Source organism: Streptomyces sp. GESEQ-4, assembly GCF_017948455.1.
GTDB lineage: Bacteria > Actinomycetota > Actinomycetes > Streptomycetales > Streptomycetaceae > Streptomyces.
Window position 1 is genome coordinate 18,119 of record NZ_JAFFSU010000003.1, and the last position, 22,990, is coordinate 41,108.

The window sequence follows — 22,990 nt, forward strand, 5'->3', positions numbered from 1 at the left end:
CGCTCGGGGGCCGCAGGGCCGCAGGGGCCCTTTCACGGCCGCCTGAGCAACCGATTCACCGCCCGCCCGAACACATACCGCGCCGCCCGCTCCACCACCGGATCGAAGACCCCGGGCAGCAGCCGCACCCCCAGTTCCTCGCGCCAGACAACGCGCGCCCGGCCCCCCGGCCCCAGTCGCACTTCGAGCTCCGCCCAGCCGGTGATCACGCGGCCCCGCTTCTCCAGGCGGCACAGGCCCGGTGTCTCGTCGCCCGGTGGGTGCCACACGGTGACCTCCATGCGGTCGTCGAAAGCAAGGGGGCCGAGCCCGGAGCGGGCGACGAACACCGTGCCCTCCCCCGTGGGGGGTGGGGTGACGACGGTGACCCGGGTCAGCGCGACGACCTGGCCATGGCGGGACCACTCGGTGAGCCGGCGCCAGGCCTCGGGGAGGGGGAGGGGCGCGGTGCGTTCAAGGAGGAAGTCGACCACGCAATGATCGTAGGGAAGCTCGTTGTGAATTCCCGTCCCAACTTCCCGCACGGACCGGTGTTGTGGAGCGGCGGTCGGCTAAGCGGTACTGTCGAAGTCCGGTGCGGAATCGCGCCCCGTAAGGGGCGCGGGGCTGTATAGATGTGCGGCTCCGCCGCGATGGGGGTCCCTCCGCTCGAGCGAATTCGAGAGTGGGGGAGCGACCAGCCACGACGGTGCCGCAGGCGACCGACGGCATAGCGCGGCCCGCGCGGCGGAGCCGCATATCGACACAGCCAGCGGAGCGCTTAGCGTGACAGTGCACGATCGATGCGTTCGAGCGCCTCAGTCAGCACCTTCCGGGGGCAGCCGACGTTGAGCCGGACGTATCCCTCTCCTCCGGGGCCGTAGACCCGGCCGTCGTAGAGATTGACAGCCGCACGGTCGACAAGGAACTGGTGCAGCCCGCCCACACGAGCGTCAAGCTCACGAGCCTCCAGCCAGACCAGGAACGACGCGTCCGGCGGCATCGGCGTGATCTCGGGCAGCCGCTCTTGGACGAACTCCTGCACGAAGGCCACGTTGCCCTTGAGATAGCCGGTCAGCCGGTCGAGCCACGGACCGCCCGTGGTGTAGGCGGTCTCCAAGGCGAGACGGCCGAAGTAGTGTGCGTTGATCATGAACGATGCCCGCATGGCGTTCAGCAGTTCCGAGCGCAGGGACGGATCGGCAACCGAGAGTGTGGCCGTTGGCAGGCCGGCAAGGTTGAAGGTCTTCGTGGGGGCGGTGCAGATGAATGCGCGGCGGGCGGCGTCGCTGCTGATCGAGGCGTAGACCACGTGGGGCCGACTGTTCAGTCGGATGTCGCAGTGAATCTCGTCGGAAATCACCAGCAGGTCGTAGCGCGCACAGATGTCGTTCACGGCGAGCAACTCGGCGGCCGTCCAGCTCCGCCCCGAGGGATTGTGGGGGTTGCAGAGCAAGAGCACCTTCGCGCCGGACGCGGCCAGCTCGGCCAGGTTGTCGAGGTCGAACTCATAGCGGTTGTCAATGAGCCGTAGCCGGTTCACGAGCAGCCGCCGGTGGTTACCGGTAATGGCCTCGAAGTTCGGCGAGTAGACCGGTGATTGGACGATCACCCCGTCTCCAGGGGCGGTGAAGGTGCGCAGGATCGCTGCGACCGAGGACATGATCGCAGGGGCTGGGAGGAGCGTTTCCAGCGGTGGTGTCCAGCCGTGCCTGACGGTGAACCAGTCCTGCACGATCCGGAAGTGTTCCGGGTCTCGCAGGGTGTAGCCGTAGATACCGTGGTCCGCGGCGGCGCGCAGGCGCTCGATGACGGTCGTCGGCGCCCGGAAGTCCATGTCGGCCGTCCAAAGCGACAGCAGATCCTCGCCCTGGACACGCGGGGAGAATTCGTCCCATTGGTTGGCCCATTTCGCCGATCCGAAAGTGGCACGGTCGTACACCGTGTCGAAGTCGGGGTCGGCGCCGTACCCCGCGGTGGCGGGCCTGGCTTTCGTCGGTCTCGTGGTCATGCGAAAAACTTCTCCACTCCACGGGCGATTCGGCAGTGTGGGTGGTCGTGGCTGCGGGGCGGATCCGCAGCCACGACCGTCGGCCAGGTACGGGCTCAGCCGTTCTGGCCGATGCCGGCCTTGATGAGTTCCGGGACGATCTTCTTGGTCTCGTCGAACGAGATGAGCACGATGGCGTCCGGGTTCTGGGCCTTCACCTTCTCCACCTCGGCCGTGTAGTTGGCTGCGGTCGCGTCGTAGAGGACGTAGGAGACGACTTTGCCGCCGGACTCCTCGTAGAAGGAGCGGACGTTCTTCGCCAGTGCCTCGCCGTAGGCGTCCTGTCGGGCGAGGACTGCGATATTGCTGTGACCGTCCTCGGTGATGGTCTGGGCCATCACCTGCCCCTGCAGGACGTCGGAGGGGGCCGTGCGGAAGTACATGCCGTGGTCGGGGTAGGTGTCGAATGCGGTCGAGGTGTTTCCGGCCGATATCTGGACGGCGCCGGCCCCGGTGATCTTGTCGATGACCGACAGCGACACCGACGAGGAAGCGGCGCCGACGATGACGTCGGCGCCACCGCGGAGCAGTTTGTCGGTCTCGGACGGCGCGATGTTCGGCGACCCGTCACCGGAGTCGCCCTTCAGCTGCTTCACGTCCTTGCCGAGCACACCCCCGGCCTTGTTGATTTCGTCCACGGCCAGGTCCACGCCGGCGAATTGCGGGGCGCCGAGGAAGGAACTGTCCCCGGTGGCAGGGAGCAGGGTGCCGAACGTAAGGACGCCGTCCCCCTTGGGGATGGGGCCGCTGACCTTCTGGTCGGCTTGGACGGCGGCCTGGTCCGGGGTGGTGCCGCTGACGTAGCGGACATTCTTGTAGTTGTTGTCCTGCCCGAATTGGTAGATGCCGACGGTCGCCGCGGACGGGCTTCCTGTCGAGTTCAACTGGATCGGGCCCGAGGCACCGTCGTAGTCGATGTCCGTTCCGTCAGCGAGCAGGTCGGCGCACTGCTTGAAGCTGGTGCATTTTGTCCCGTCCCTGGTGATGCCGATCTCCTTCTCGGCGATCGCCTTGCCGGAGTCGTTCTTGGCGGCGATCGCAGCCAGGGCGGAGAGGATCGTGGCGTCGTAGGCCTCGGGAGCGTAGGTGAAGTCCTTCACCTTGCTGTTGATCTTGAGGATCCGCTGCCGGAACTCGTCGCCGATCTTGCCGCCGGGCAGGGTGGCGCGCACACCGTTGAGAGTGCCCGGCTCGAAATCACCGGAGTAGTCGGCGGTGTTGCCGTCCACGAAGTAGAGCTGGGTGCCCGCCTTGGCCGACGGCTCGTTGCCGGCTTGGGAGGGGCTGTCGTTGGAGCCGCAAGCGGCGGTTGCCAGCGCGGCGGAGGCCGAAACGGCTATGCAGATGATGCGTCGCGGGAGCGACATGGGATCTCCAAGGGTGGGTGAGGACCGTTGCGCTCTTGGCGTGGTGCATGACCGTGCCGTGGCGGGGGTCAGGAAGGTGTGCCTTCTGCCTGGGCGGCCTTGGCCAAGGTGCCGAGATACAGCTCGATCACCCGGGGGTCACGGGCCAGCGACTGTCCGGGCCCGGTGTGGGCGTTGCGTCCCTGGTCGAGGACGTACCCGCGGTCGCAGATCTGCAGGCAGCGGCGTGCGTTCTGCTCGACCATGACGACCGATACACCGGTGCGGTTGATGGCTCGGGTCTGGACGAACACCTCGTCCTGCATCACCGGGGAGAGGCCCGCTGAGGGTTCGTCGAGCAACAACACGGAGGGTTCCATCATCAGAGCCCGGCCCATCGCCACCATCTGCCGCTCACCGCCTGACAGTTGTCCGGCCCGCTGCCTGCGGCGCCGCCCCAGCGCAGGAAACAGATCGGTCACGAACGCAAACCGGGGCGCGAACTTCTTGGGGGACTGATAGCACCCCATCTGCAGGTTTTCCTCGATGGTGAGCGAGGGGAAAATGTTGTTGGTTTGCGGTACGAAGCCGATTCCTTGGGATACCAGTGCGTCGGCGCGCTGGTTCGTGACCTCCTCGCCCCGCAGGCGGACCGTGCCGGTGGTGACCTTGACCAGCCCGAAGAGTGCTTTGAGCAGTGTCGACTTGCCGGCGCCGTTGGGTCCGATGATGCCGACCAGCTCGCCGGGCAGGCAGTACAGATCGGCGCCGTTCAAGATGTTGACTCCGGGGAGGTACCCGGCGATCAGATCGTCGGCGCGAAGGATTGCGCCCTCGGCCGCCTGCAAGTGCCGTGTCCGAGAGGTGATCTGGGAGTCCGATGGGCCGTGGTGGGCAGACGTCATCTCGGGACCTCCCGGTCGGCCCTCTGCTCGGCGTGGTCGTGTGTGTGCTCGACCTGGATGACGCTTTCGAGCTCGCTGATGTCGGTGTCGTGGTGAGCTCCGAGGTAGGCGTCGATGACACGTTCGTCGGACATGATGGAGGTGGGGGGTCCCTCGGCGATCACCTTGCCCTGGGCCATGACGACCACCCAGTCGGAGATCTCTCGCACCATGTCCATGTCGTGTTCGACGAACAGGACGCTCATTCCCTGGTCCCGCAGCGACTTCACATGCCCGAGCAGGGACTGCTTCAGCGCTGGGTTGACGCCGGCCATGGGCTCGTCGAGCATGACCAGCTTCGGTTCGACCATGAGTGCTCGCGCCATCTCGAGCAGCTTTCGCTGGCCGCCTGACAGGGATCCGGCGAAGTCCTCCTCCTTGGCGTCGAGCTTGAACCGCTTGAGCAGGTCCCGGGCCCGGTCGGTGATGTCCCGTTCCTGCGCCCGCCACAGGGCGGGGAGTGCGGCGGCCCACAAGCGTTCGCCACGCTGACCTGCGGCGCCCATCCGCATGTTCTCCAGCACTGTCAGTTTCGAGAGCACCTTGGTCAGCTGGAAGGTCCGGACCATGCCGAGGCGTGCCACTTTGTAGGCCGCCTTGCCTTTGAGCGGCGTCCCGTCGAAGGACCAGGAACCGGCGTCAGGTTGATCGAAGCCGGTGAGCAGGTTGAAGAACGTGGTTTTGCCCGCACCGTTGGGTCCGATCAGGGCGGTGATGACCCCACGTTGGATTTCGAGATGCTCCACGTCGACCGCGGTGAGACCGCCGAAGGTGCGGCGGATTCCGTTCACGACCACAACGGGGTCGGGTTTGGCGGCGCCGGGCTCACGCGGCACCGACTGCAAAGCAGTGCCCGAGGTGAGGTGGTCAGTGGGGAAGTTGTCAGTGGGCATCGAGCGCGAGCTCCCTTCGGTCACCGAAGATGCCTTGCGGCCGGTAGATCATCAGCAGCATCAGCGCCAATCCGACCAACATCAGCCGGATGGTTGACGCTTGGTCGGCGTTCATGAACCGCGCCACGACCGGGTAGCTCGCCAACTGCGTCAAGATCGATCCGAGGAATGACAGGATCGCCCAGAACATCACCGCGCCGACGATCGGACCAAGGATCCGAGCGGCGCCGCCGAGGATGAGCATGGTCAAGGCGATGAAGGTGAAGTCCAGGTTGAACGTGTCGGCCTGGACCGAAGCTGCCCCGAACGCGCCCACGAAGCCTCCGGCGCATCCGACCACTCCACCGAGGATGAGGGCCTGGATCTTGTAGCCGTAGACGTTCTTGCCCAGAGACCGCATCGCATCCTCGTCTTCGCGGATGCCCCGAAGAACCCTTCCCCACGGTGACCGCATCAGGGCCCAGGTGAGCAGACTGATCATGATGACCAGACCCCAGCCGACCATGATGGTCCACAGCTCCTCCCGGCTGTAGGTGAGGAAGAAGCCGTCATAGTTCGGCAGCGGGTTGAGGCTCCGGAACCCGGCGGTAAAGCCGGTCACACCGTCCTTGCCGTGAAAGTACGTCCGGAACGACGTCCCGAACACAAGCCGTAGGATCTCTGCCGCCGCGATGGTGACGATCGCCAGGTAATCCGCCCGAAGACGCAGGGTGGGGATGCCCAATATCAACGCCAGCGCCACGGTGCAGGCGATCGCGAGCAGGATCGCGAGGACGGTGGGAATCCCGCTTGTGGCGATCGCCGCGCCCATGATGTAGCCGCCCACCGACAAGAAGGCGGCCTGACCGAAGTTGACCAGCCCGGCGTAGCCGAACTGAATGTTCAAACCGATCGCAGCCAGGCAGAACGAGACGGCCAGATAGCCGAAGCCGTCGTGCAGTGCCCCCGTGACGGCGCCGATGATGTCCATGTCCTCACCCGACCCTCTCGGCGCGGCCGAGCAGGCCTTGTGGTCGGACGAGCAGGACCAGCACCAGCAGGACCATCGCGCCCGCGAACTTGAGTTCCGACGGGATGACCAAGGTTGAGGTCTCGACGAACAGCCCGATGATGACCGAGCCGATCATCGCGCCCCACACTGATCCCAGACCTCCGACGCAGGTGGCGGCGAAGATCAACAGCAGTATCTGCGCTCCCAGTTGGTAGCTCACTGACTGGGAGAATCCCAAGAACGCCCCGCTCAGTCCCGCCAGCGCGGTGCCCACGATCCACACCGTGGCTATGACACTGCCGACGTTGATCCCCGTCGCGGCGGCCAGGGCCGGATTGTCCGACACCGCGCGCGTGGCGCGACCGAGCCGGGTGTACTGCAGAGCAAAAGTGACCGCGACGAGCGCAAGCCCACTGACGGAGATGATGACGACGTCTCGCATGGTGTAGGTGAACAGGCCGAAGGCGTCCCGGCCGGCGGGCGTGACGTATTCGCGGTAGGTCAAGGCGCGGCCACCTGTGAAGTACTGGTAGAAGTTCCGGAGAAAGAACTGCAGACCGATCGAGACGATCATCATGGCGATCAGTCCCGTTCCGCGGCGTCTGAGTGGACGCCACAAACCCTTTTCGTTCAGGTAGCCGAACAGGGCCGACAGCCCTACCGCCATCGCCACCGCCACGACGATGGGCAGCCCCACGACCCGGTTGCCGAGATAGGTGGCGAATGCCCCGAAGGTCACCAGCTCGCCGTGGGAGAAGTTCGACAGCCCCGTCGTGCCGAAGACCATGGACAGGCCAAGCGCCCCCAATGCCAGCACCAGGCCGAACTGCAGGCCGTTGTAGAGCAGTTGGGGGACCCGGTCCCACACTGTCGACACTTGACGGGTATCGGGACCGAGGGGGAAGTTCACGGTGATCGTGCTCAAGCTGCCCGTCGGCCGCAGGGTGTTCGACGCTCCGTCGCGGATCCGCACAGCATCGGGCAGCGTTTTGGTGTCCAGGGTGACGGCCACAGTGCCCGAGTCGCTGCCGGGCACAGTGATCGCGAACCGGCCCTGGTCGTTGCTGGCGCCCGTGTAGGTCTTCCCCGTACTGGTCCGGACACTGATCTTCACCCCGGCGACCGGTGCATTGCCGTCGGCAGAGTTGCGCAACGTTCCCCGCACGGTCCGATCATCAGCCGCGTACGTCGGAGCGCCCACTGCCACGACGCCGAGCAGGGCGATCGCGAGCATGACCGCTCCCCGCAGTAGTGACAGGCGAGCGGGATCGCGGCGTACGCGCCAACGTGCACGGGGTGGGGTCATGGCCTCTCCGAATTCGCACGGCGGGACATCTGATCGGCCTGCGGCGGGGGGACGGGCCGGCAGGCAGCGACGACAGCGTGGGGAGAACTGATGACCCATCCCCATGCGCTGCGGGCTGCTTCGGCCGTAGCGCGGATCTCGGGGTGGCCGAATCTCGCGGTTCTGGAATGCTAGGCGCCCACCAATGTCCGGTCCAGTCGTCGTTATCGATGCGCACTCGTCGGTTTTTTCGACCAATCAAGCCGACCTGGACCTGGCCTCTCGGCGGCTCAATGCGGGTCGGCGAATGTTTTCCCGTACGATCGGTTGTCTCGAGCGACGAATCGGTTGGTCGCGAGCGGCGATTGGTACGTGATGTACGACCTTCACCGGCTTCGGTTGCTGCGCGAACTCAAGCACCGCGGCACCCTTGCAGCTGTGGCTTCGGCCCTCTCGTACAGTCCTTCGACCATCTCGTCGCAGCTTTCGCAGCTGGAGGCCGAGGTGGGCGTCCCGCTCCTGGAACCTATGGGACGTCGGGTCCGTCTGACGCCCGCGGCGGAGATGCTGGTCGTGCATATCGAGGCGATCTTGGACCGGCTCGAGCAGGCCGAGGCGGATATCGCGCGGACGAAAACTGTGCTCGAGGGGGACTTGCGGGTCGCAACCTTCCAGACTGCTGCCAAGACCCTGGTCCTACCTGCCGTGGAGCTGCTTCAGCGCGAGCATCCGCGGCTTCGCGTCCACGTGCATCAGGAGAACGAACGCACACCGCTGCGGGCACTTGTCGCGCACGAATTCGACCTGGTCCTCGCCGAGGAGTACCCGGGAGAACCGCCGTGGGCTCTGACCGGCCTGCACACTCAGCTTCTGCTCGAGGATCCTCTTCTTCTGGCCACCGCACCGGATGGCGAGCCGCCGCAACTCGCGGCTCTCGCGCACCTGCCTTGGGTCATGGAGCCCGAGGGCAATGCCGCCAGGCGCTGGGCCGACGCCGTCTGTCGCCAGGCCGGCTTTGAACCCCACGTTCGCTACCAGTCGACCGACCTCACCTTCCATGTGCGATTGATCGAAGCCGGGCAGGCGGTCGGATTCCTGCCCCAACTTGCCTTGGGCGTCCACGCTCCTACGGTGACACTCACCGAGCTGACGCCGCCGAACGCTCGGCGCGTCCTCATCGCCACCCGAACGGGCAGCCACGATCACCCGGCCGTCGTTGCCGCCCGCGTCGCGCTCGACCGAATCAGCCGCACCGCGCGGGATCTGACCCGGAGTTGACCCCTGCTCCGCCGCGACCCTGATGTCCAGGGTCGCGGCGGCAGGCATGCGGCCTCAGCAGTCGCGGAACTCCGGCGACTGGTTCAGGATCTGGGCGCGCAGAGAAGTGAAGCGGGTGTACGTCTCACCGCCGCGCGCCTGCGGCGGGAACACGGCGACGCGGTGGCAGTTCTGGAAGGCGAGGGCGACGCCGAAGTGCCGCTCCAGGCTGCCGCGGATCGCGTCGCTGGACAGCGCCCGCAGCAGCTGACCGCGCTCCTTCTCGGAGGGCGGCGGGGTCTGGTTGTCGGCGAACTCGGCCTGACCGGCACCCAGTTCGCCGACCAGACGGGCGATCAGATCGTAGGCGTACGGCAGGGACGTACGGACCGTATCCACGAAGTCCTCTTCCCGCACCTGTCCGTTCTCGGCTTCGGCGAGCAGCTGCGGGGAGACGTCGAGCGACATGAAGGGGGTGTCCTGTCTGTTGTGCTGGTGGTGGAACGCAGGGGGTGCGGTGGGGTCAGGCGAAGGCCGCGAGCGCCGCGGGGCCGTGCTCGAAATCGGGGTCGACCTGGTCGGCGAGGTCCCGGCCGGTGGCCTCGTTGGCCCAGGCCGTGGCGTTGCGGAGGTGGAACTCGACGGCGTGCCGCTGGAAGGCCGCCCAGTCCTTCGTACGGGCGTCGACGGCGGCCTGCAGCCGCTGCAGGGCCTCGGCGTTGGCGGGCTCCAGCTCGCCCTGGTCGCGGCCCTGTTCCTGGGCGCGGACGAAGGCGGACTGCTCGCAGTGGGCGAGGAGGTCGTCGCCGACGTGCCGGCGCAGGAAGTCGAGGTCGTCCGCGCCGGTGACCTTGTTGCCGACCACGGCGACCGGGATGCCGAACTCGGCCGCGTGGTCGCGGTACTGGCGGTAGACCGAGACGCTCTTCCGGGTCGGCTCGACGACCAGGAACGTCATGTCGAACCGGGTGAACAGCCCCGAGGCGAAGGCGTCCGCGCCGGCCGTCATGTCGACGACGACGTACTCGCCGGGGCCGTCGACCAGATGGTTGAGGTACAGCTCGACCGCGCCCAGCTTGGAGTGGTAGCAGGCCACCCCGAGATCGCTCTCGTCGAAGGCGCCGGTGACCATCAGGGACACCTCGCCGACCCGCTGGACGTGGAGCGAGTGGATCTCGTCGTCGCCGAGCAGCCGGAGCAGCCGCGAGCCGCGCCCGGGCGGCGTGGTCTTCACCATCGCCTCACGGGACGGGATCCGCGGGTTCGTGCCCCGCAGATAGTCCTTGATCTCACCGGTCCGCGCACTGAGCGGCGGCGCGGCGAAGACCTCGTCCTCGTCGAGCCCGAGGGCGTAGGCCAGGTGCTGGTTGATGTCGCCGTCCATGGCGACGACGGGCGCGCCCGAGCGCGCGAGATGACGGGCGAAGAGTGCGGACAGGGTCGTCTTGCCGCTGCCGCCTTTACCCACGAAGGCCACGCGCATGCCTAACCGCCCCTATTGGAAATGAATGTCATGAACGTAGATTGGTGATCGCAGGGGCCCGGTGTCAAATCCGCGGACACTCAACTGGGCGGCAGGCACGGCAAGTTGAAAATTCGGTAGTAATGCGGGAGGCGCCCGTCAGGGGAGTCGTACAAGATTGAGCCGGTAGTCCTCGACCTGCGGCAGCTTCATCGCGGCGAGGCCGGTGAGCATCTCCTGGTGGCCGCGCGGCAGTTCGTCGTACATCGCGGACGGCAGGGTGGCCAGCGTGTGCGAGGCGAGGACCTGGACCCCGGGGCGCCACTCGGCGAGCCGGGCCGGGTCCGTGCAGTTCCACGTCAGCCGTGCGTCGACCTTGCTGAGTGCATCGTGCTCGTCCTGGGTGTCGACCATGCCGGGGCCCGTCGTGTCGAAGGCCAGCAGCGAGCCCGGGAAGCGGTCGGCGAGGAGATCGACGACACTGCGGACGTCCTTCTCCTCGAGGTACGGCAGGACGGCCTCGGCGGCGAGGAAGTACGGGCCGTCCGTGGGCAGCGATTCGGCCCATGACGCGTCCGTCACCGATGCCGGGATCATCGTCCGGCGCGGGGTGTCCTTGAAGAAGGTCCGGCGCAGGTCGACCACGTCGGGCAGATCGAGGTCGAACCAGCGCACCCGGCCGTTGTCGACGCGCTCGTACCGGGTGTTGAGGCCGGTGCCGATCTCGACGACCGTGCCCTCGGGGTGTTCGGCGAGGAAGTCCCGCACCCAGTGGTCGAACAGACTCGTGCGCAGCACCGAGCCGAGCAGACTCGGCCCGTCGTCGAAACGGGCGAAGTCGTAGTCGATCGAGGCGACGATCTCCTCGGCCCGCGCGTCGCGCAGGGCTGCTTCCGGCTTGCGGTTCTCCACCGCGCGGCCGTAGAGCGGGATGAGCAGGGTCTCCTGGACCGTGCCCAGACGTACGGTGTGCTGAGTCATGGCAGCCTCCCGGTTCGGTGTCCGTGCCGGGCCGGGCGGTGCCGTGGCTGCGTCCACCGCCCGGCCCGGAGTCAGTGGGCCCCCGCGACCAGCTCGGGGTGCTCTTCGTGCTCGCAGGCGTCGTCGATGCCGTACGTCTCCCAGGCCGGGAAGGGGTCGGTGGCGGGCGGCGCTTCACCGGCCCGCATCAGACAGGCGGACAGCGCGGCGCGCAGCGGTTCGGTCTGCAACTCGGTGCCGATGAAGACCAGTTCCTGCGCGTACGGCGCCTCCTCGTCCCGCGCCGTGGACGGCTCGAAGCGGGCCACCGCACCGGCCTGCGACCACAGCCCCGTCACCTGCGGGCGGCTGGCCAGGGTGAAGAAGCCCTTGGAGCGCAGGACCTCCCCGAAGACCCCGCTGTCCAGCTGCTCGCTCACGAACGTCCACAACCGGCCGGGGTGGAAGGGCAGTTCGGCGCGGAAGACGGTGGAGGAGATGCCGTACTCCTCGGTCTCCGGGACATGGTCGCCATTCAGCTCCCGGACCCAGCCCGGCGCCTGCTGGGCGCGCTCCAGGTCGAACCGACCGGTGCCCAGCACCTCGCGGACGTCGACCCGGCCGTGCTCGGCGGGGACGATCCGGGCGGCCGGGTTGAGGCGGGCGAGCGTCGCGCGCAGCCGGTCGGCCGTCGCGGTGTCGACGAGGTCGAGCTTGTTGACGACGATCACGTCGGCGAACTCGACCTGGTCCATCAGCAGATCGCTGACGGTGCGCTCGTCGTCCTCGTACTGGTCGAGCCCTCGCTCCACCAGCTCGTCGCCGCCCGCCAGTTCGCGCACGAAGTTCGCGGCGTCCACGACCGTGACCATGGTGTCCAGCCGGGCCAGGTCGCCGAGGGTGGCGCCGTCGTCGCGGGCGAAGGCGAAGGTGGCCGCGACCGGCATCGGCTCCGAGATGCCGGACGACTCGATGAGGAGGTAGTCGAAGCGGCCCTCGCGGGCCAGCCGGTCGACCTCCTCCAGCAGATCGTCCCGCAGCGTGCAGCAGATGCACCCGTTGGTCATCTCGACCAGGCGCTCCTCGGTCCGCGACAGAGCGGCCTCGCCGCCGCGCACCAGCGCGGCGTCGATGTTGATCTCGCTCATGTCATTGACGATGACCGCGACCCGCAGGCCCTCACGGTTGCCGAGGACATGGTTGAGCAACGTCGTCTTGCCCGCTCCCAGGAACCCGGACAGCACGGTGACGGGCAGACGGTCGGACGGGTCGGGGGAAGGCATGGCGGTTCTCCTGGGTGGGCGAGAGCACCATCACGCTACATGAAAATGGATCCCATTACTACGGGCGATTGGACCGCGCCTCCAGTCGTCAGCCGGTGGCGGCGATGTGCTGGAACGCGGTGGCCAGCCCGGCCAGGTCCACGCCTTCGAGGTGGTCGAACAAGTGGCGACGGACGCTCACGACATGGAACGGGCGTCCTGTTCCGACTGCTCGCGCGCCACCAGGCCTTCGGTCCGCCGAGTCGGAGGTGCTCGACCACATCGCTGACGCCGACGTCGAGGCGGCGCTGCGTGCCATCCCGGAGGACTTCCGGATCGCCGGGCACCTCGCCTAGGTGGAGGGCTTCGCCGTCCGGGAGATCGCCGACATCATGGGGACGCCCGTCGGCACGGTGCTGTCGCGGCTGTACCGGGGGCGTAGGCGCCTGCGTGCACTGCTGGGGGGGTACGCCCGCGAGCACCGGCTCGCGGGCGAGGAGCCGGTCATGTCCCGGCCTCCCGGGCTACGGCCGTCCCTGCCCGGAGTGCGGCGATGGGATCGGGAGCCTCGTCCAGTTCGATGAGGATGGTGCCGGCGCCGGGAGTGCGGGACATAGCGTCGGCCCATCCTCTCCAGTCCACGATGCCGGTGCCCAATTCGGCCATGTAGGGCTGCTGTTGGGCGAAGACCGTTTCGTCGATGGTCAGGTGGACGTCGATCGGCCTGACCGCGTCCTTCCAGTGCGCCAGCGCGATGCGCTGCGCGTGGCGATGTGCGACGGCTACGGGGTCGCCTCCGCTGAGCGCGATGTGGCAGGAGTCGGGGCACAGCCACACGTACCGTGGATCGGTCAGAGCCATGAACAGGTCGATGTCGCGCTCGTACCAGAGCGTGCTGTTCGACTCCGTGTGGAAGGCGAGCTTCACCCCGTGCCGGGCGACGGCCTCGCCGACCACGTGGGCGATGTCGGCCATCCGCGTCATGTAGTCGGCGTCGACGAAGAAGGGCGGGCGCGTGCCGAACGTCGTTCGCATGGGCAGTCCGGCGACGAGGAGTTCGGCTCCCATGTCGGCGAGGAAGGCGGCGCGTCGCTCGGCGTCGGCGACGATCCCGGGCAGGTTCTCGCTGTCCCGCCAGTCGGGGGCGTCGCTCCCGGCGATGAACGCGCTCACGACGGACAGGCCCCGGGCATCGAGTGCGCGGCGGAACGCCCGTGTGCTGCCGAAGGCACGCAACGCCGAGTCGATGTCGCCGGGCGCGAAGGTCAACTCGATGCCGGTGACGCCGGCCTCGGTCAGCGCGTCCATCACCCGTTGCCAGAAGCTCTCAGGGTTCGCCGAGGCCCAGTCGCGCACGGCGTCCGCGGATTCGAGGCCCCAGAAATCCGGGTGGTAGAAGGTGATGATGTCGGTTGCGAACCGCGGTGTCATACGGCACCTCCGCGCGCGTTGTAGACGACGACGCCATCGGCGTCGACCGCATCCCGATAGTTCCGGAACACGGCTAGCGCTTCGTCCCGGAGCACATCCCGTACGACTTCGATGCCGCGGGCCTCGAACTGCTCCGCCCAGTCCGCGCCGAGCGGGCCTTCGTCGAACGTGGTGATCTCCTCCAGCTCCGGGCCCTCGCCGGCGACCACGAGGTCGCGCACCCCGGACCACATCGTCGCGCCGTAACACTGCACGCACGGACGCCAGTTCACGACCAGCTCGTGCGTCGGCATGCCCGGGCCGCCGAGGTCCCAGCCGCCGGTCGCCCGCTGGGCGAGACCCAGCGCTACGACTTCGGCGTGCGCGCTCGACACCCCGGAGGCGAGCACGACGTTCACACCCACGGAGACGATCCGGCCGGTGTCCCGCTCGGCGACGACTGCCGCGAACGGGCCGCCGTTGCCCTCGCGCCAGTTGCGCTCGGCGAGGCGGTGCACGAGGCGCATCCGGTCGTCGCGGCCCGGGATGACGGAGGGCACGTCGGCCAGCTCGTCGTCGATCCAAGCCGGCAGGGCCACACGGTATTCCTTCGCGATGTCGATCATGATCCAACTCCCATCAGTGCAAGACGCTCGGCCACGGCGTGGGCGGCCCGCACCGCGGTCACCGTGCCTGTCAGCGTGACGTTGGCGGCCATCGCCGTCGGGATCACCCCGTTGCCGGCGAGGTACAGGTTGTCGAAGCCCCACACCCTGCCGTCCGGGTCGCACACGCTGGTGCCGTCGTCGGCGGTGCCGGACCGGACGGTGCCCGTCAGGTGCAGGGAGGAGCCCGGCGGGAGCAGCGCGCGTTCGGTGTGCGGATCGAACGGGCCGAACTCCTCGGCGAGCGCCCCGACTTCGGCCAGTGCCCGTCGTATCAGCGCACGGTCGGAGTCGGAGTAGCCGAACTCGATGCCGATCCGCGGCATACCGGCGAGGTCGGTCTCGGTGTCGGAGAACACCAGCCGGTTCTCGGGGCGGGACTCGACGGGGACGTAGAGCGAGAGGCCTACGGAATGCGCGAGAGGGCGGCCGTCGTCGTCGACGTACGTCCGGTTCATGATCTGTCCGTGGAAGGGCTGTGCCGCGCCGGTCTGCGGCAGCCAGAGGGAGTCCGTGCAGAACTCGCCGGTGCGCGGCAGGGGCAGGGCGTCCAGGTCGAGGCCGAACCGGTCGAGGTCGAGCAGCACGCGGGCGGTGACGAAGGCGTGCTCGTTGAGGTGGCGGGCGAGGGCGTCGGGCCGTATGCCCGAGGCGAACAGCAGCTGCGGGGTGCGCAGCGCGTCGGCGCACACCACCACGGCGTCCGCGCGGAGTTCGGACTCGGCGCCGTCGGCGACCCGACGCAGCCGGGCGCCGGTGACCCGGCCGTCCGACATGACGAGGGACGTCACGAGGGTGCGGGTGACCAGGGTGAAGGCCGGGTCGCCGCCGGTCGCGAGCGGTGGGAAGACCGTCCCTGGAGCGGTGCGCGGCAGGGGGCCCGATGCGGACGCGGTGACGGCCATGGGCATCGGCTGCGGGCCGCGGTCGTCCGGTCCCGTCCCGTCGTAGCGTCGACGCAGTACGTCGAGTACCAGTCGGCCGACCTCCGTCGGACCGATAGGGGAGGGGGTCACCGCGAGCACCCGGCGCGCGGTGTCCAGATCCGCCGCCCAGCGTGCCGGGTCGCCGAAGTCGAACACCTCGTCTCCCGCGGGCCACGGTGTCGCGGCGGTCCAGTGCACGCCCATGCCGCCCGCGTTCCAGGCGAGCGCCGTCGCGGGCATCGCCTCGGCGTCCTCGCCGAAGGCGAGCGCGTGGAACATGCCGGGCGGCAGCTCGGTGAGGCTGCCGGCCACGTCGCGCACCACTTCGGCGCCCGTGTACATGCCCTGGATGCCGGTGGTGACCTGTTCGTTGTAGCGCGACCACAGCACCGGGTCGTCCACGTCGTGCAGATGACGGCCGGGGACCTCGCCGATCGCAGTACCGCCGTCGACCATCGTGATGCGCAGCGCCGGATCGGTGTCGCGCAGCAGTCGGGCCACGACGGATCCCATGATGCCGCTGCCGACGACGAGGACGTCGGTGCGCGGGGTGTCGGTCAAGGAATGCTCCTGTCTCGCACAAGGGGCTGTGGGGGGCGTACGCGATCACGCACGGGGGATCAGCGGGCCGAACAGCTCGGTGTCCATGCGGTCGAGCGCCAGCTTGACGGCGCCGATCAGCGGGGCGTCGCGGCCCAGGCCGGTGGCGCGCAGCTCGACCGCGGGTGTGCGGGCACGGCGCAGCGCCTCGCGCACCCGGGGCAGCAGCACATCGGCCGCGTCCTCCAGACCCCCGCCGAGCACGATCAGCGAGGGTGCGATCGTCCACGACAGGGTGGTGAGGATCGAGGCGATGTTCCTCACGAGCTCGTCGACCTCCGCGAGCGCGGTCGCGTCGCCGGAGCGAGCCGCTTCGAACCGGCGGAGTGCGACGCCGCGTTGGGCCGCCTCCGGTGAGGTCAGCCCGGCGACGGGGTGGTTCTCGACCGAGCCGGTCGGCATCGACCCCGCTTCGACGATTTCACCGGCGGCGCCGTCGAGACCGCGGTGTACGGCCCCCCGGATGAGGATGCCGAGACCGGTGCGGTTCCCGAGCACCGCCCAGACGACGTTGTCGTGGTCGTCGGCCACACCGCGCCAACGCTCCGCGAGGGCACCGAGGTTGGAGTCGTTGTCGGCGAACCAGGGCACAGGGATGCGGCGCGCGAGTTCATCGGGCAGGTGCACGCCTTCCCAGCGCGTCGTGTGCACCAGGCGCCGTACGACTCCGTCGTCGTCAATGGCACCGCCGGCCGCGACCGCACCGGCCCGCAGCCGGTCCGCCGAGCCGCCCGCGTCGTCGAGCGCCGCCCGCACCAGCGCCGCGACGTCGTCGAGGGTGACCTGCGGATCCTGGTAGGCGCGCAGCGGCCGGTGCGCGCGGCCGAGGACACGGCCGCGTACATCGGCGACGGCCGCCGACGCGTCCGAGGTGGTGATGCGCACCGCAGCCAACAGGGCCTGCTCGGCCCGCAGTTCGTACCGCCGGGCGGGTCGACCGGCACCGCCGCTCGTCGGAACCCGGTCCAGCTCGGTCACCCAGCCCGCCTCGACGAGCGAGTCGAGGATCAGCTCGATGGTGCGGCGGGAGAGCCCGGCGTGCTCGGCGAGCGCGGTCAATGTCGTCGGCTCGGCCGACACCGCCAACGCGCGCAGGATGACGGAGGTGTTGACCCGTCGTACCGCGCTCTGGTTCAGGCCGTTCATGCCGGTCGTCGGCGCGGCCCGCGTCACCGCATGCCCGTTCCGGAGATGCCCTGCACGAAGTAACGCTGCAGGAACAGGAAGAGGACGAGCACGGGCAGCATCACGACGATCGCGCCGGCCAGCATCAGGCCGTAGTCGGTGACGTGTGCCGCGGCCTGACTGGTGGCGGCGAGGCCCACCGGCAGCGTGTAACTGGACATGCTCTGGGCGACGATGAGCGGCCAGATGAAGTTGTTCCACGAGGTGAGGAACGACATGATCGTGATCGTCGCGACCGCGGGTCCGGCCAGCGGCAGGAAGATCCGGAAGAAGATCCGGAACTCGCCCGCGCCGTCGATCCGCGCCGCTTCGAGGAGCTCGTCGGGAACCGACATCGCGTACTGCCGCATGATGAACACCGACAGCGGCAGCGCCATGCCGGGCAGGGCGATACCGGCGAGGGTGTCCGCCAGGCCCAGGTCGACGGTGATCACGAACTGCGGGACGAACACCGCGGTGAGCGGCACCATCAGCGCCGCCATGACCGCGCCGAACGCGATCCGCTTGCCCGCGAAGTCGAGCTTGGCGAGCGCGTAGCCGGCAGCCGAGGCCGTCACGATGTTGCCGGCCACCACGAGGGCCGCGACCACGATGCTGTTGACCATGAACCGGCCGAAGCCTTCGGTGCTGAACAGCCGTACGAAGTTGTCGAAGGTGACGTCGGTGGGGAGCCAGGCGCCGGGGTCGGAGCGGATCTCGTCGAGGCTGCGCAGCGAGCCGCTGATCACCCAGAGGAACGGCAGCATCGTGAGCAGCGCGCACAGCACCAGCGCGCCGTACAGCAGCGGCCGGGAGACGGACCGGCGGCGCACGGCGATCCGGCCGGTGGTCAGGTGGGCGTCTTCGAACGCGGCGACGGCGGTCATGTGCGGGACCTCAGCAGTCGGAACTGGACGAGACTCACCACGGCCACGAGCACGAGCATCACGAAGGACGCGGCGGATGACATCCCCAACTCGCCCGCTCCGAACTGGTGGTAGGTGTACAGCGCCACGGACTCGGTGGAACCGAGCGGGCCGCCGTCCGTGAGCAGATACGGCTCGTCGAACACCTGGAGAAAGAAGACGGTCAGCAGCACCGAGACCAGAAGGATGGTGGGCAGCAGCAGTGGCAGGGTGATGTGCCTCAACTGCCGCCACCGGCCCGCCCCGTCGAGGGCGGCGGCCTCGTACACGTCTCGGGGAATCGCCTGCAGACCGGCGAGGAACAGCACCATCGCGATGCCGAAGTTGCGCCAGATGCCCAGCAGGATGACCACGGGCATGGCCAGGTTCGGGTCGTCCAGCCAGTTCGGTCCGGCGAAGCCGACAGCGCCGAGCACCTTGTTGACGGTGCCGCCGTCGTTGAAGGCGTACTGCCAGATCAGGGCGACCGCCACGACGTTGGTGACGACCGGTGCGAAGAAGACCGTGCGGAACATCCCGCGCAGTCGCCGGATGCCGGAATTCAGCGCCAGGGCCAGCGCGAACCCGGTCCCCATGGTCAGCGGCACGCCGACGGCCACGAAGACGGCGGTGTTCACGAGGTCCCGCAGGAAACTCTGGTCCCGGAACAGCCGGAGATAGTTCTCGAGGCCCGTGAAGTCGACCGCGAACGGATGCCGCAGATCCGTGCCCCGCAGATCGGTGAGGCTGAACCCGAGCGCGGCGACGGTGGGGATCGCCGTGTAGAGCAGGAACACGACGGTGAACGGTGCCAGGAACAGCCAGGCGACAGCCGTTCGCCGGGCGCCGCCGCCCCGGCGGCGGCGCACGTTGACGATGCCGGTGGTCATCTTGACGTTGTTGGTCGTCATCCGCGGATCACTCCGCACCGGTGCCGACGCTCTCGGCGTACGCCTGGACGTTCGCTGCGGCCTTCTCCGCGCTCTCCGTGCCCTTGGCCACGGCCTCGATCTCCTTGCCCAGCCGGGTCGCGACCTGCTGCCAGGTGGTCACCTGGGGGAACGCCCGGGTGTTCTTCATCTGCGTCAAGAAGGCGTCCAGCAGCGGCTGGTCCGCGATGGCCGGGTCGTCCCAGGCGGAGATGACGGCCGGCAGCGAGCTGTATGCCTTGTACTGCGCGACCTGGGTGCTCGGCTCCGCGAGGTGGCGGACGAACTTCCAGGACGCGTCCGCGTTGTCGCTGTCGGCGAGTACGCCCCAACTGCCTCCGGCGGAGAAGGAGGCGCCGCTGGAGTCCCCGGCCGGCAGGGGCGCGGTGGCGACGTGGGAGGTGGTCCAGCCGTCCTTGCCCGCGGCCTTGTCGAGCTGGCCGATGACCCAAGGGCCCGTGATCATCGAAGCGGTCTTGCCAGAGGTGAAGTACGGCTGAGCGTCCAGGAAGGTGGGCGTGCTGGTGTCGGCGGCGCCCGAGGTGAAGAATGACGCGTTGTACTTGATCGCCTCGGCCATCTCCGGCGTGTCCAGGGTCCACTTGCCGTCGGAGGAGAACAGCGAGCCGCCGGCCTGCCAGGCGTACATCGCGACGTCTTGGCCGTTGAAGATGTCCCAGCCGATGTCGGCTGCGAGGCCACGTCCGGCGCCGGCGTCCTGCATCGCCTTCAGGAAGGGAACCGTGTCCTTCCACGTCGTCGGCGCCTTCACGCCCGCCTTGTCGGCGAGGTCGGAGCGGTAGACGAGCGCGTAGGTGTAGGCGTACCAGGGGACCGTATAGGCCACGTTCTTGACCACACCCGCGTCCCAGAGACTCTTGAAGAAGCTGCCCTTGTCGACGAGGCCGTCCGGCACGGGCTGCAGGATCGACGGATCGAGGAACTGCGCCTGCGACTCGGGGAAGAACTGGGCGACATCGGGTCCCTTGCCCGCCGCGACGGCCGACTGGAGCTTGGTGTAGTACTCGCCGTTCGGGATCAGCGTGAAATTGACCTTGACGTCGGGGTTGTCGGCCTTGAAGGGCTCGATGACCTTCTCGAGCACATCGGCGTCGCCCTGGGCGGCCCAGACATCGACGCTGCCGGTGGCCGGAGAGTCGTCGACGGGCTCGGCGGTGCCCGTCGCGGCGGTGTCACCGCCGCGCCCGCAGCCCGCAAGGGCGAAGGTGCAGATGAGCGCTATACCGGCGGTCAGCCGTAGGGCGCCGCGGCGCAGGGAATGTGGCACGCGGGGGCTCCTGTCTCCTGAAGGCACTGAGGGCAGAGGTGCGATTCCAGGAAGGTATGGAGCGCGCATTTCGGCCAAGTGGCGCACCCGTCACGAATAATTTCGGAACTTGTAGCGAAATCCATTCGTCCCGATATGTGCAATCACCTGTGCTGCGGGGTCGTGTGCTGAACCCGGCCGGGGCGTACGGGGCGCCCCGGCCGGTGGGAGGCAGGTGGTCAGGGTGTGGGCAGTTCGGCGCGGACCGTGTGGGCCGCGGTGACCAGGTTCTCCAATGAGGAACGGGTCTCCGGCCAGGCGCGGGTCTTCAGGCCGCAGTCGGGGTTGACCCACAGCCGGTCGGCGGGGATCGCCTTCAGGGCGGTGCGCAGGAGTTCGGCCGCCTCCTCGGCGCTCGGCACGCGCGGGGAGTGGATGTCGTACACGCCGGGTCCGGCCTCGCGCGGATAGCCGTGCCCGGCGAGTTCACGGGCGACCTGCATATGGGAGCGGGCCGCCTCCAGGCTGATGACGTCCGCGTCGAGGTCGTCGATGGCCTGGACGATGTCGCCGAACTCCGCGTAGCACATGTGGGTGTGGATCTGCGTGTCCGGGCGCACGCCGCTCGTCGTCAGACGGAACGCCTCCGTGGCCCAGGCCAGGTAGGCGGGGTGGTCGGCGGCGCGCAGCGGCAGCGTCTCGCGCAGGGCCGGTTCGTCGACCTGGATCACCGAAGTCCCGACCGCCTCGAGGTCGTTCACCTCGTCCCGGAGTGCCAGCGCGACCTGCCGGGCCGTCTCGCCGAGCGGCTGGTCGTCGCGGACGAAGGACCAGGCGAGCATGGTGACCGGGCCGGTGAGCATGCCCTTGACGGGGCGTGCGGTGAGGGACTGGGCATACGTCGTCCAGCGCACCGTCATCGGCTCGGGGCGGGAGATGTCGCCGGCCAGGATCGGCGGGCGGACGTGGCGGGTGCCGTAGGACTGGACCCAGCCGTGCTGGGTGGCGAGGTAGCCGGTGAGCTGCTCGGCGAAGTACTGGACCATGTCGCCCCGTTCGGGCTCGCCGTGCACCAGGACGTCCAGGCCGGTCTTCTCCTGGAAGGAGATCACCTCCTGGATCTCCGCCCTGATCCGCTCCTCGTAGCCGGCCGTGTCGATCCGGCCCGCCTTCAAGTCCGCGCGTGCCGAACGCAGTTCGCCGGTCTGCGGGAACGAGCCGATGGTGGTGGTCGGCAGCGGCGGCAGGCCGAGGTGGGCGCGCTGGGCGGCGGCCCGCTCGGCGTACGGCTGGGAGCGGTGGGCGTCGGCCGCGGTGACGGCCGTGGCGCGGGCCCGTACGGCCGGGTCGCGGGTGATGGGGGAGTTGGCGCGGGAGGCCAGGTCGGCGCGGTTGGCGGCGAGTTCGGCGGTGATCGCGTCGGTGCCGCGTGCGAGGCCCTTGGCGAGGGTGACGATCTCGGCGGTCTTCTGCCGGGCGAAGGCGAGCCAGCGCAGGATCTGCGGCTCTATGTCCCGCTCGGCCGCCGTGTCGAGGGGGACGTGCAGCAGGGAGCAGGAGGCCGCGACGTCGACCCGCTCGGCCAGGCCAAGCAGGGTGCCGAGCGTGGCGAGCGACGCCGACAGGTCGTTGACCCAGATGTTGCGGCCGTTGACAACGCCGGCGATCAGCCGCTTGCCGGGCAGCCCGCCGACCGCGGCGAGGGCGTCCAGGTTGGCGGCGGCGGCCTCGGTGAAGTCCAGCGCGAGTCCGTCGACCGGGGCCTTGGCCAGCACCGGCAGCGCGTCGCCGAGCCGGTCGAAGTACGAGGCGACCAGCAGCCTCGGCCGGTCGGTGAGGGCGCCGAGTTCCCGGTACGCCCGGTCGGCGGCGTTCAGTTCGGCCGGGGTGCGGTCCTGGACGAGGGCGGGCTCGTCCAGCTGCACCCATTCGGCGCCGGCGGCGCGCAGGTCGGCGAGGACCTCGGCGTACACCGGCAGCAGCCGGTCGAGGAGGGTGATCGGGTCGAAGTCGGCGGGCACGCCGGGGGCGGGCTTGGCGAGCAGGAGGTAGGTGACGGGGCCGACCAGGACCGGACGCGCCGTCAGACCCAGGGCGTGGGCTTCCTTCAGCTCGGTGACCTGCTTGGCGGAGTCCGCCGTGAACACGGTGTCCGGCCCCAACTCTGGGACCAGATAGTGGTAGTTGGTGTCGAACCACTTCGTCATCTCCAGCGGCGCCACGTCCTGGGTGCCGCGTGCCATCGCGAAGTAGCCGTCCAGGGCGTCCGCTTCGACGGCGGCGCGGTGCCGCTCGGGGATCGCGCCGACCATGACGGTGGTGTCGAGGACGTGGTCGTAGTACGAGAAGTCACCGGTCGGCACCTCGTGGATGCCGGCGCCGGACAGTTGCCGCCAGTTGCTGCGGCGCAGTTCGGCGGCGGTGGCGCGGAGGGCGTCGGCGGTGACGCGGCCCTTCCAGTAGCCCTCGATCGCCTTCTTCAGTTCCCGGTGCGGGCCCTGGCGGGGGTAGCCGTACACGGTGGCCCGTGCTGCCGCGGCTGCGGGCTTGCTTGTCACGGAGATCTCCTTCGCGAGATGAATCCCTGAGATCCCGGAGACGGGACGAGAACGCGAAGGGTGACCAACCGGACGGCAACGGCCACTGGCCGTCCGCTCGGTGGTACGCCGACCCGCCCTCGAGGTCACCGGGAAGT

General features: G+C 68.8%; 20 protein-coding genes and 1 pseudogene. 2 read left to right on the forward strand and 19 right to left on the reverse strand.

Annotated elements, in window-relative coordinates; translation table 11 throughout:
• Positions 1-32: 32 nt before the first annotated feature.
• The 7 genes from KCH48_RS08290 to KCH48_RS08320 all read right to left on the reverse strand — a co-directional run bounded on the left by KCH48_RS08290 (position 33) and on the right by KCH48_RS08320 (position 7,437).
• Entirely contained in the window at positions 33-473 is a 441-nt protein-coding gene (locus tag KCH48_RS08290) for an SRPBCC family protein (RefSeq protein WP_210571542.1), read from the reverse strand.
• A gap of 287 nt (positions 474-760) precedes the next feature.
• Positions 761-1,990, reverse strand: a complete 1,230-nt coding sequence (locus KCH48_RS08295) for a MalY/PatB family protein (protein ID WP_210571544.1) — start codon at positions 1,988-1,990, stop codon at positions 761-763.
• A gap of 95 nt (positions 1,991-2,085) precedes the next feature.
• A complete protein-coding gene (locus KCH48_RS08300) occupies positions 2,086-3,396 on the reverse strand; it encodes an ABC transporter substrate-binding protein (protein ID WP_210571546.1) in 1,311 nt (436 codons plus the stop codon).
• A 68-nt stretch (positions 3,397-3,464) separates the two neighbouring features.
• Positions 3,465-4,223 (reverse strand): ABC transporter ATP-binding protein, encoded by a 759-nt coding sequence (locus KCH48_RS08305; RefSeq protein WP_210571548.1) that lies wholly within the window; start codon positions 4,221-4,223, stop codon positions 3,465-3,467.
• Between the two features lie 53 nt (positions 4,224-4,276).
• Positions 4,277-5,212: an ABC transporter ATP-binding protein gene (locus KCH48_RS08310; RefSeq protein WP_210571556.1), complete on the reverse strand. Its 936-nt coding sequence runs from the start codon at positions 5,210-5,212 to the stop codon at positions 4,277-4,279.
• Entirely contained in the window at positions 5,202-6,182 is a 981-nt protein-coding gene (locus KCH48_RS08315; RefSeq protein ID WP_210571564.1) for a branched-chain amino acid ABC transporter permease, read from the reverse strand. The genes KCH48_RS08310 and KCH48_RS08315 overlap by 11 nt, the downstream gene beginning before the upstream one ends.
• Before the next feature lie 4 nt (positions 6,183-6,186).
• Complete coding sequence (locus KCH48_RS08320) at positions 6,187-7,437, reverse strand: branched-chain amino acid ABC transporter permease (RefSeq protein WP_210571566.1); 1,251 nt, start codon at positions 7,435-7,437, stop codon at positions 6,187-6,189.
• 426 nt (positions 7,438-7,863) lie between these two features.
• Here KCH48_RS08320 and KCH48_RS08325 point away from each other — a divergent pair, with 426 nt between their 5' ends.
• On the forward strand, positions 7,864-8,766 hold the full coding sequence (locus tag KCH48_RS08325; RefSeq protein WP_210572220.1) for a LysR substrate-binding domain-containing protein: 903 nt from the start codon (positions 7,864-7,866) through the stop codon (positions 8,764-8,766).
• Between the two features lie 54 nt (positions 8,767-8,820).
• Here KCH48_RS08325 and KCH48_RS08330 read toward each other — a convergent pair whose 3' ends face one another.
• The 4 genes from KCH48_RS08330 to KCH48_RS08345 form a co-directional block, all read right to left on the reverse strand.
• Positions 8,821-9,213, reverse strand: coding sequence for an SCO5389 family protein (locus tag KCH48_RS08330; protein ID WP_210571568.1), 393 nt, complete (start codon positions 9,211-9,213; stop codon positions 8,821-8,823).
• Between the two features lie 55 nt (positions 9,214-9,268).
• A complete protein-coding gene (locus KCH48_RS08335) occupies positions 9,269-10,228 on the reverse strand; it encodes an ATP-binding protein (RefSeq protein ID WP_210571570.1) in 960 nt (319 codons plus the stop codon).
• 138 nt (positions 10,229-10,366) lie between these two features.
• Positions 10,367-11,188 (reverse strand): class I SAM-dependent methyltransferase, encoded by an 822-nt coding sequence (locus tag KCH48_RS08340; RefSeq protein WP_210571572.1) that lies wholly within the window; start codon positions 11,186-11,188, stop codon positions 10,367-10,369.
• Between the two features lie 71 nt (positions 11,189-11,259).
• Positions 11,260-12,450, reverse strand: coding sequence for a GTP-binding protein (locus KCH48_RS08345; RefSeq protein WP_210571574.1), 1,191 nt, complete (start codon positions 12,448-12,450; stop codon positions 11,260-11,262).
• 224 nt (positions 12,451-12,674) lie between these two features.
• Here KCH48_RS08345 and KCH48_RS08350 point away from each other — a divergent pair.
• A pseudogene (locus KCH48_RS08350) lies at positions 12,675-13,013 on the forward strand (sigma factor-like helix-turn-helix DNA-binding protein); the annotation flags it as partial.
• Here KCH48_RS08350 and KCH48_RS08355 read toward each other — a convergent pair.
• From KCH48_RS08355 to metE, 8 genes are all read right to left on the reverse strand, one after another.
• Positions 12,934-13,860 (reverse strand): sugar phosphate isomerase/epimerase, encoded by a 927-nt coding sequence (locus tag KCH48_RS08355; protein WP_210571582.1) that lies wholly within the window; start codon positions 13,858-13,860, stop codon positions 12,934-12,936. The pseudogene KCH48_RS08350 and the gene KCH48_RS08355 sit on opposite strands and share 80 nt — an antisense overlap.
• Entirely contained in the window at positions 13,857-14,465 is a 609-nt protein-coding gene (locus KCH48_RS08360; protein WP_210571592.1) for a nucleoside deaminase, read from the reverse strand. The genes KCH48_RS08355 and KCH48_RS08360 overlap by 4 nt, the downstream gene beginning before the upstream one ends.
• Positions 14,462-15,991, reverse strand: coding sequence for a GMC oxidoreductase (locus KCH48_RS08365; protein WP_210571594.1), 1,530 nt, complete (start codon positions 15,989-15,991; stop codon positions 14,462-14,464). Before KCH48_RS08365 ends, KCH48_RS08360 begins: the two co-directional genes overlap by 4 nt.
• Before the next feature lie 45 nt (positions 15,992-16,036).
• Positions 16,037-17,176: an ROK family protein gene (locus tag KCH48_RS08370; RefSeq protein WP_210572221.1), complete on the reverse strand. Its 1,140-nt coding sequence runs from the start codon at positions 17,174-17,176 to the stop codon at positions 16,037-16,039.
• Positions 17,177-17,199: 23 nt separating this feature from the next.
• Positions 17,200-18,081: a carbohydrate ABC transporter permease gene (locus KCH48_RS08375; RefSeq protein ID WP_210571596.1), complete on the reverse strand. Its 882-nt coding sequence runs from the start codon at positions 18,079-18,081 to the stop codon at positions 17,200-17,202.
• Positions 18,078-19,010, reverse strand: a complete 933-nt coding sequence (locus tag KCH48_RS08380) for a carbohydrate ABC transporter permease (protein ID WP_210571597.1) — start codon at positions 19,008-19,010, stop codon at positions 18,078-18,080. Before KCH48_RS08380 ends, KCH48_RS08375 begins: the two co-directional genes overlap by 4 nt.
• 7 nt (positions 19,011-19,017) lie before the next feature.
• Positions 19,018-20,316, reverse strand: coding sequence for an extracellular solute-binding protein (locus KCH48_RS08385; RefSeq protein WP_210571599.1), 1,299 nt, complete (start codon positions 20,314-20,316; stop codon positions 19,018-19,020).
• 218 nt (positions 20,317-20,534) lie between these two features.
• On the reverse strand, positions 20,535-22,853 hold the full coding sequence (gene metE / locus KCH48_RS08390) for a 5-methyltetrahydropteroyltriglutamate--homocysteine S-methyltransferase (RefSeq protein WP_210571607.1): 2,319 nt from the start codon (positions 22,851-22,853) through the stop codon (positions 20,535-20,537).
• Positions 22,854-22,990 lie beyond the last annotated feature (137 nt).

Coding starts and splice junctions, on each gene's coding strand:
- KCH48_RS08295 (WP_210571544.1), bottom strand. CDS start 1,990: ATGACCACGAGACCGACGAAAGCCAGGCCCGCCACCGCGGGGTACGGC.
- KCH48_RS08300 (WP_210571546.1), bottom strand. CDS start 3,396: ATGTCGCTCCCGCGACGCATCATCTGCATAGCCGTTTCGGCCTCCGCC.
- KCH48_RS08310 (WP_210571556.1), bottom strand. CDS start 5,212: ATGCCCACTGACAACTTCCCCACTGACCACCTCACCTCGGGCACTGCT.
- KCH48_RS08315 (WP_210571564.1), bottom strand. CDS start 6,182: ATGGACATCATCGGCGCCGTCACGGGGGCACTGCACGACGGCTTCGGC.
- KCH48_RS08320 (WP_210571566.1), bottom strand. CDS start 7,437: ATGCTCGCGATCGCCCTGCTCGGCGTCGTGGCAGTGGGCGCTCCGACG.
- KCH48_RS08325 (WP_210572220.1), top strand. CDS start 7,864: ATGTACGACCTTCACCGGCTTCGGTTGCTGCGCGAACTCAAGCACCGC.
- KCH48_RS08330 (WP_210571568.1), bottom strand. CDS start 9,213: ATGTCGCTCGACGTCTCCCCGCAGCTGCTCGCCGAAGCCGAGAACGGA.
- KCH48_RS08335 (WP_210571570.1), bottom strand. CDS start 10,228: ATGCGCGTGGCCTTCGTGGGTAAAGGCGGCAGCGGCAAGACGACCCTG.
- KCH48_RS08340 (WP_210571572.1), bottom strand. CDS start 11,188: ATGACTCAGCACACCGTACGTCTGGGCACGGTCCAGGAGACCCTGCTC.
- KCH48_RS08345 (WP_210571574.1), bottom strand. CDS start 12,450: ATGCCTTCCCCCGACCCGTCCGACCGTCTGCCCGTCACCGTGCTGTCC.
- KCH48_RS08355 (WP_210571582.1), bottom strand. CDS start 13,860: ATGACACCGCGGTTCGCAACCGACATCATCACCTTCTACCACCCGGAT.
- KCH48_RS08360 (WP_210571592.1), bottom strand. CDS start 14,465: ATGATCGACATCGCGAAGGAATACCGTGTGGCCCTGCCGGCTTGGATC.
- KCH48_RS08370 (WP_210572221.1), bottom strand. CDS start 17,176: ATGAACGGCCTGAACCAGAGCGCGGTACGACGGGTCAACACCTCCGTC.
- KCH48_RS08375 (WP_210571596.1), bottom strand. CDS start 18,081: ATGACCGCCGTCGCCGCGTTCGAAGACGCCCACCTGACCACCGGCCGG.
- KCH48_RS08380 (WP_210571597.1), bottom strand. CDS start 19,010: ATGACGACCAACAACGTCAAGATGACCACCGGCATCGTCAACGTGCGC.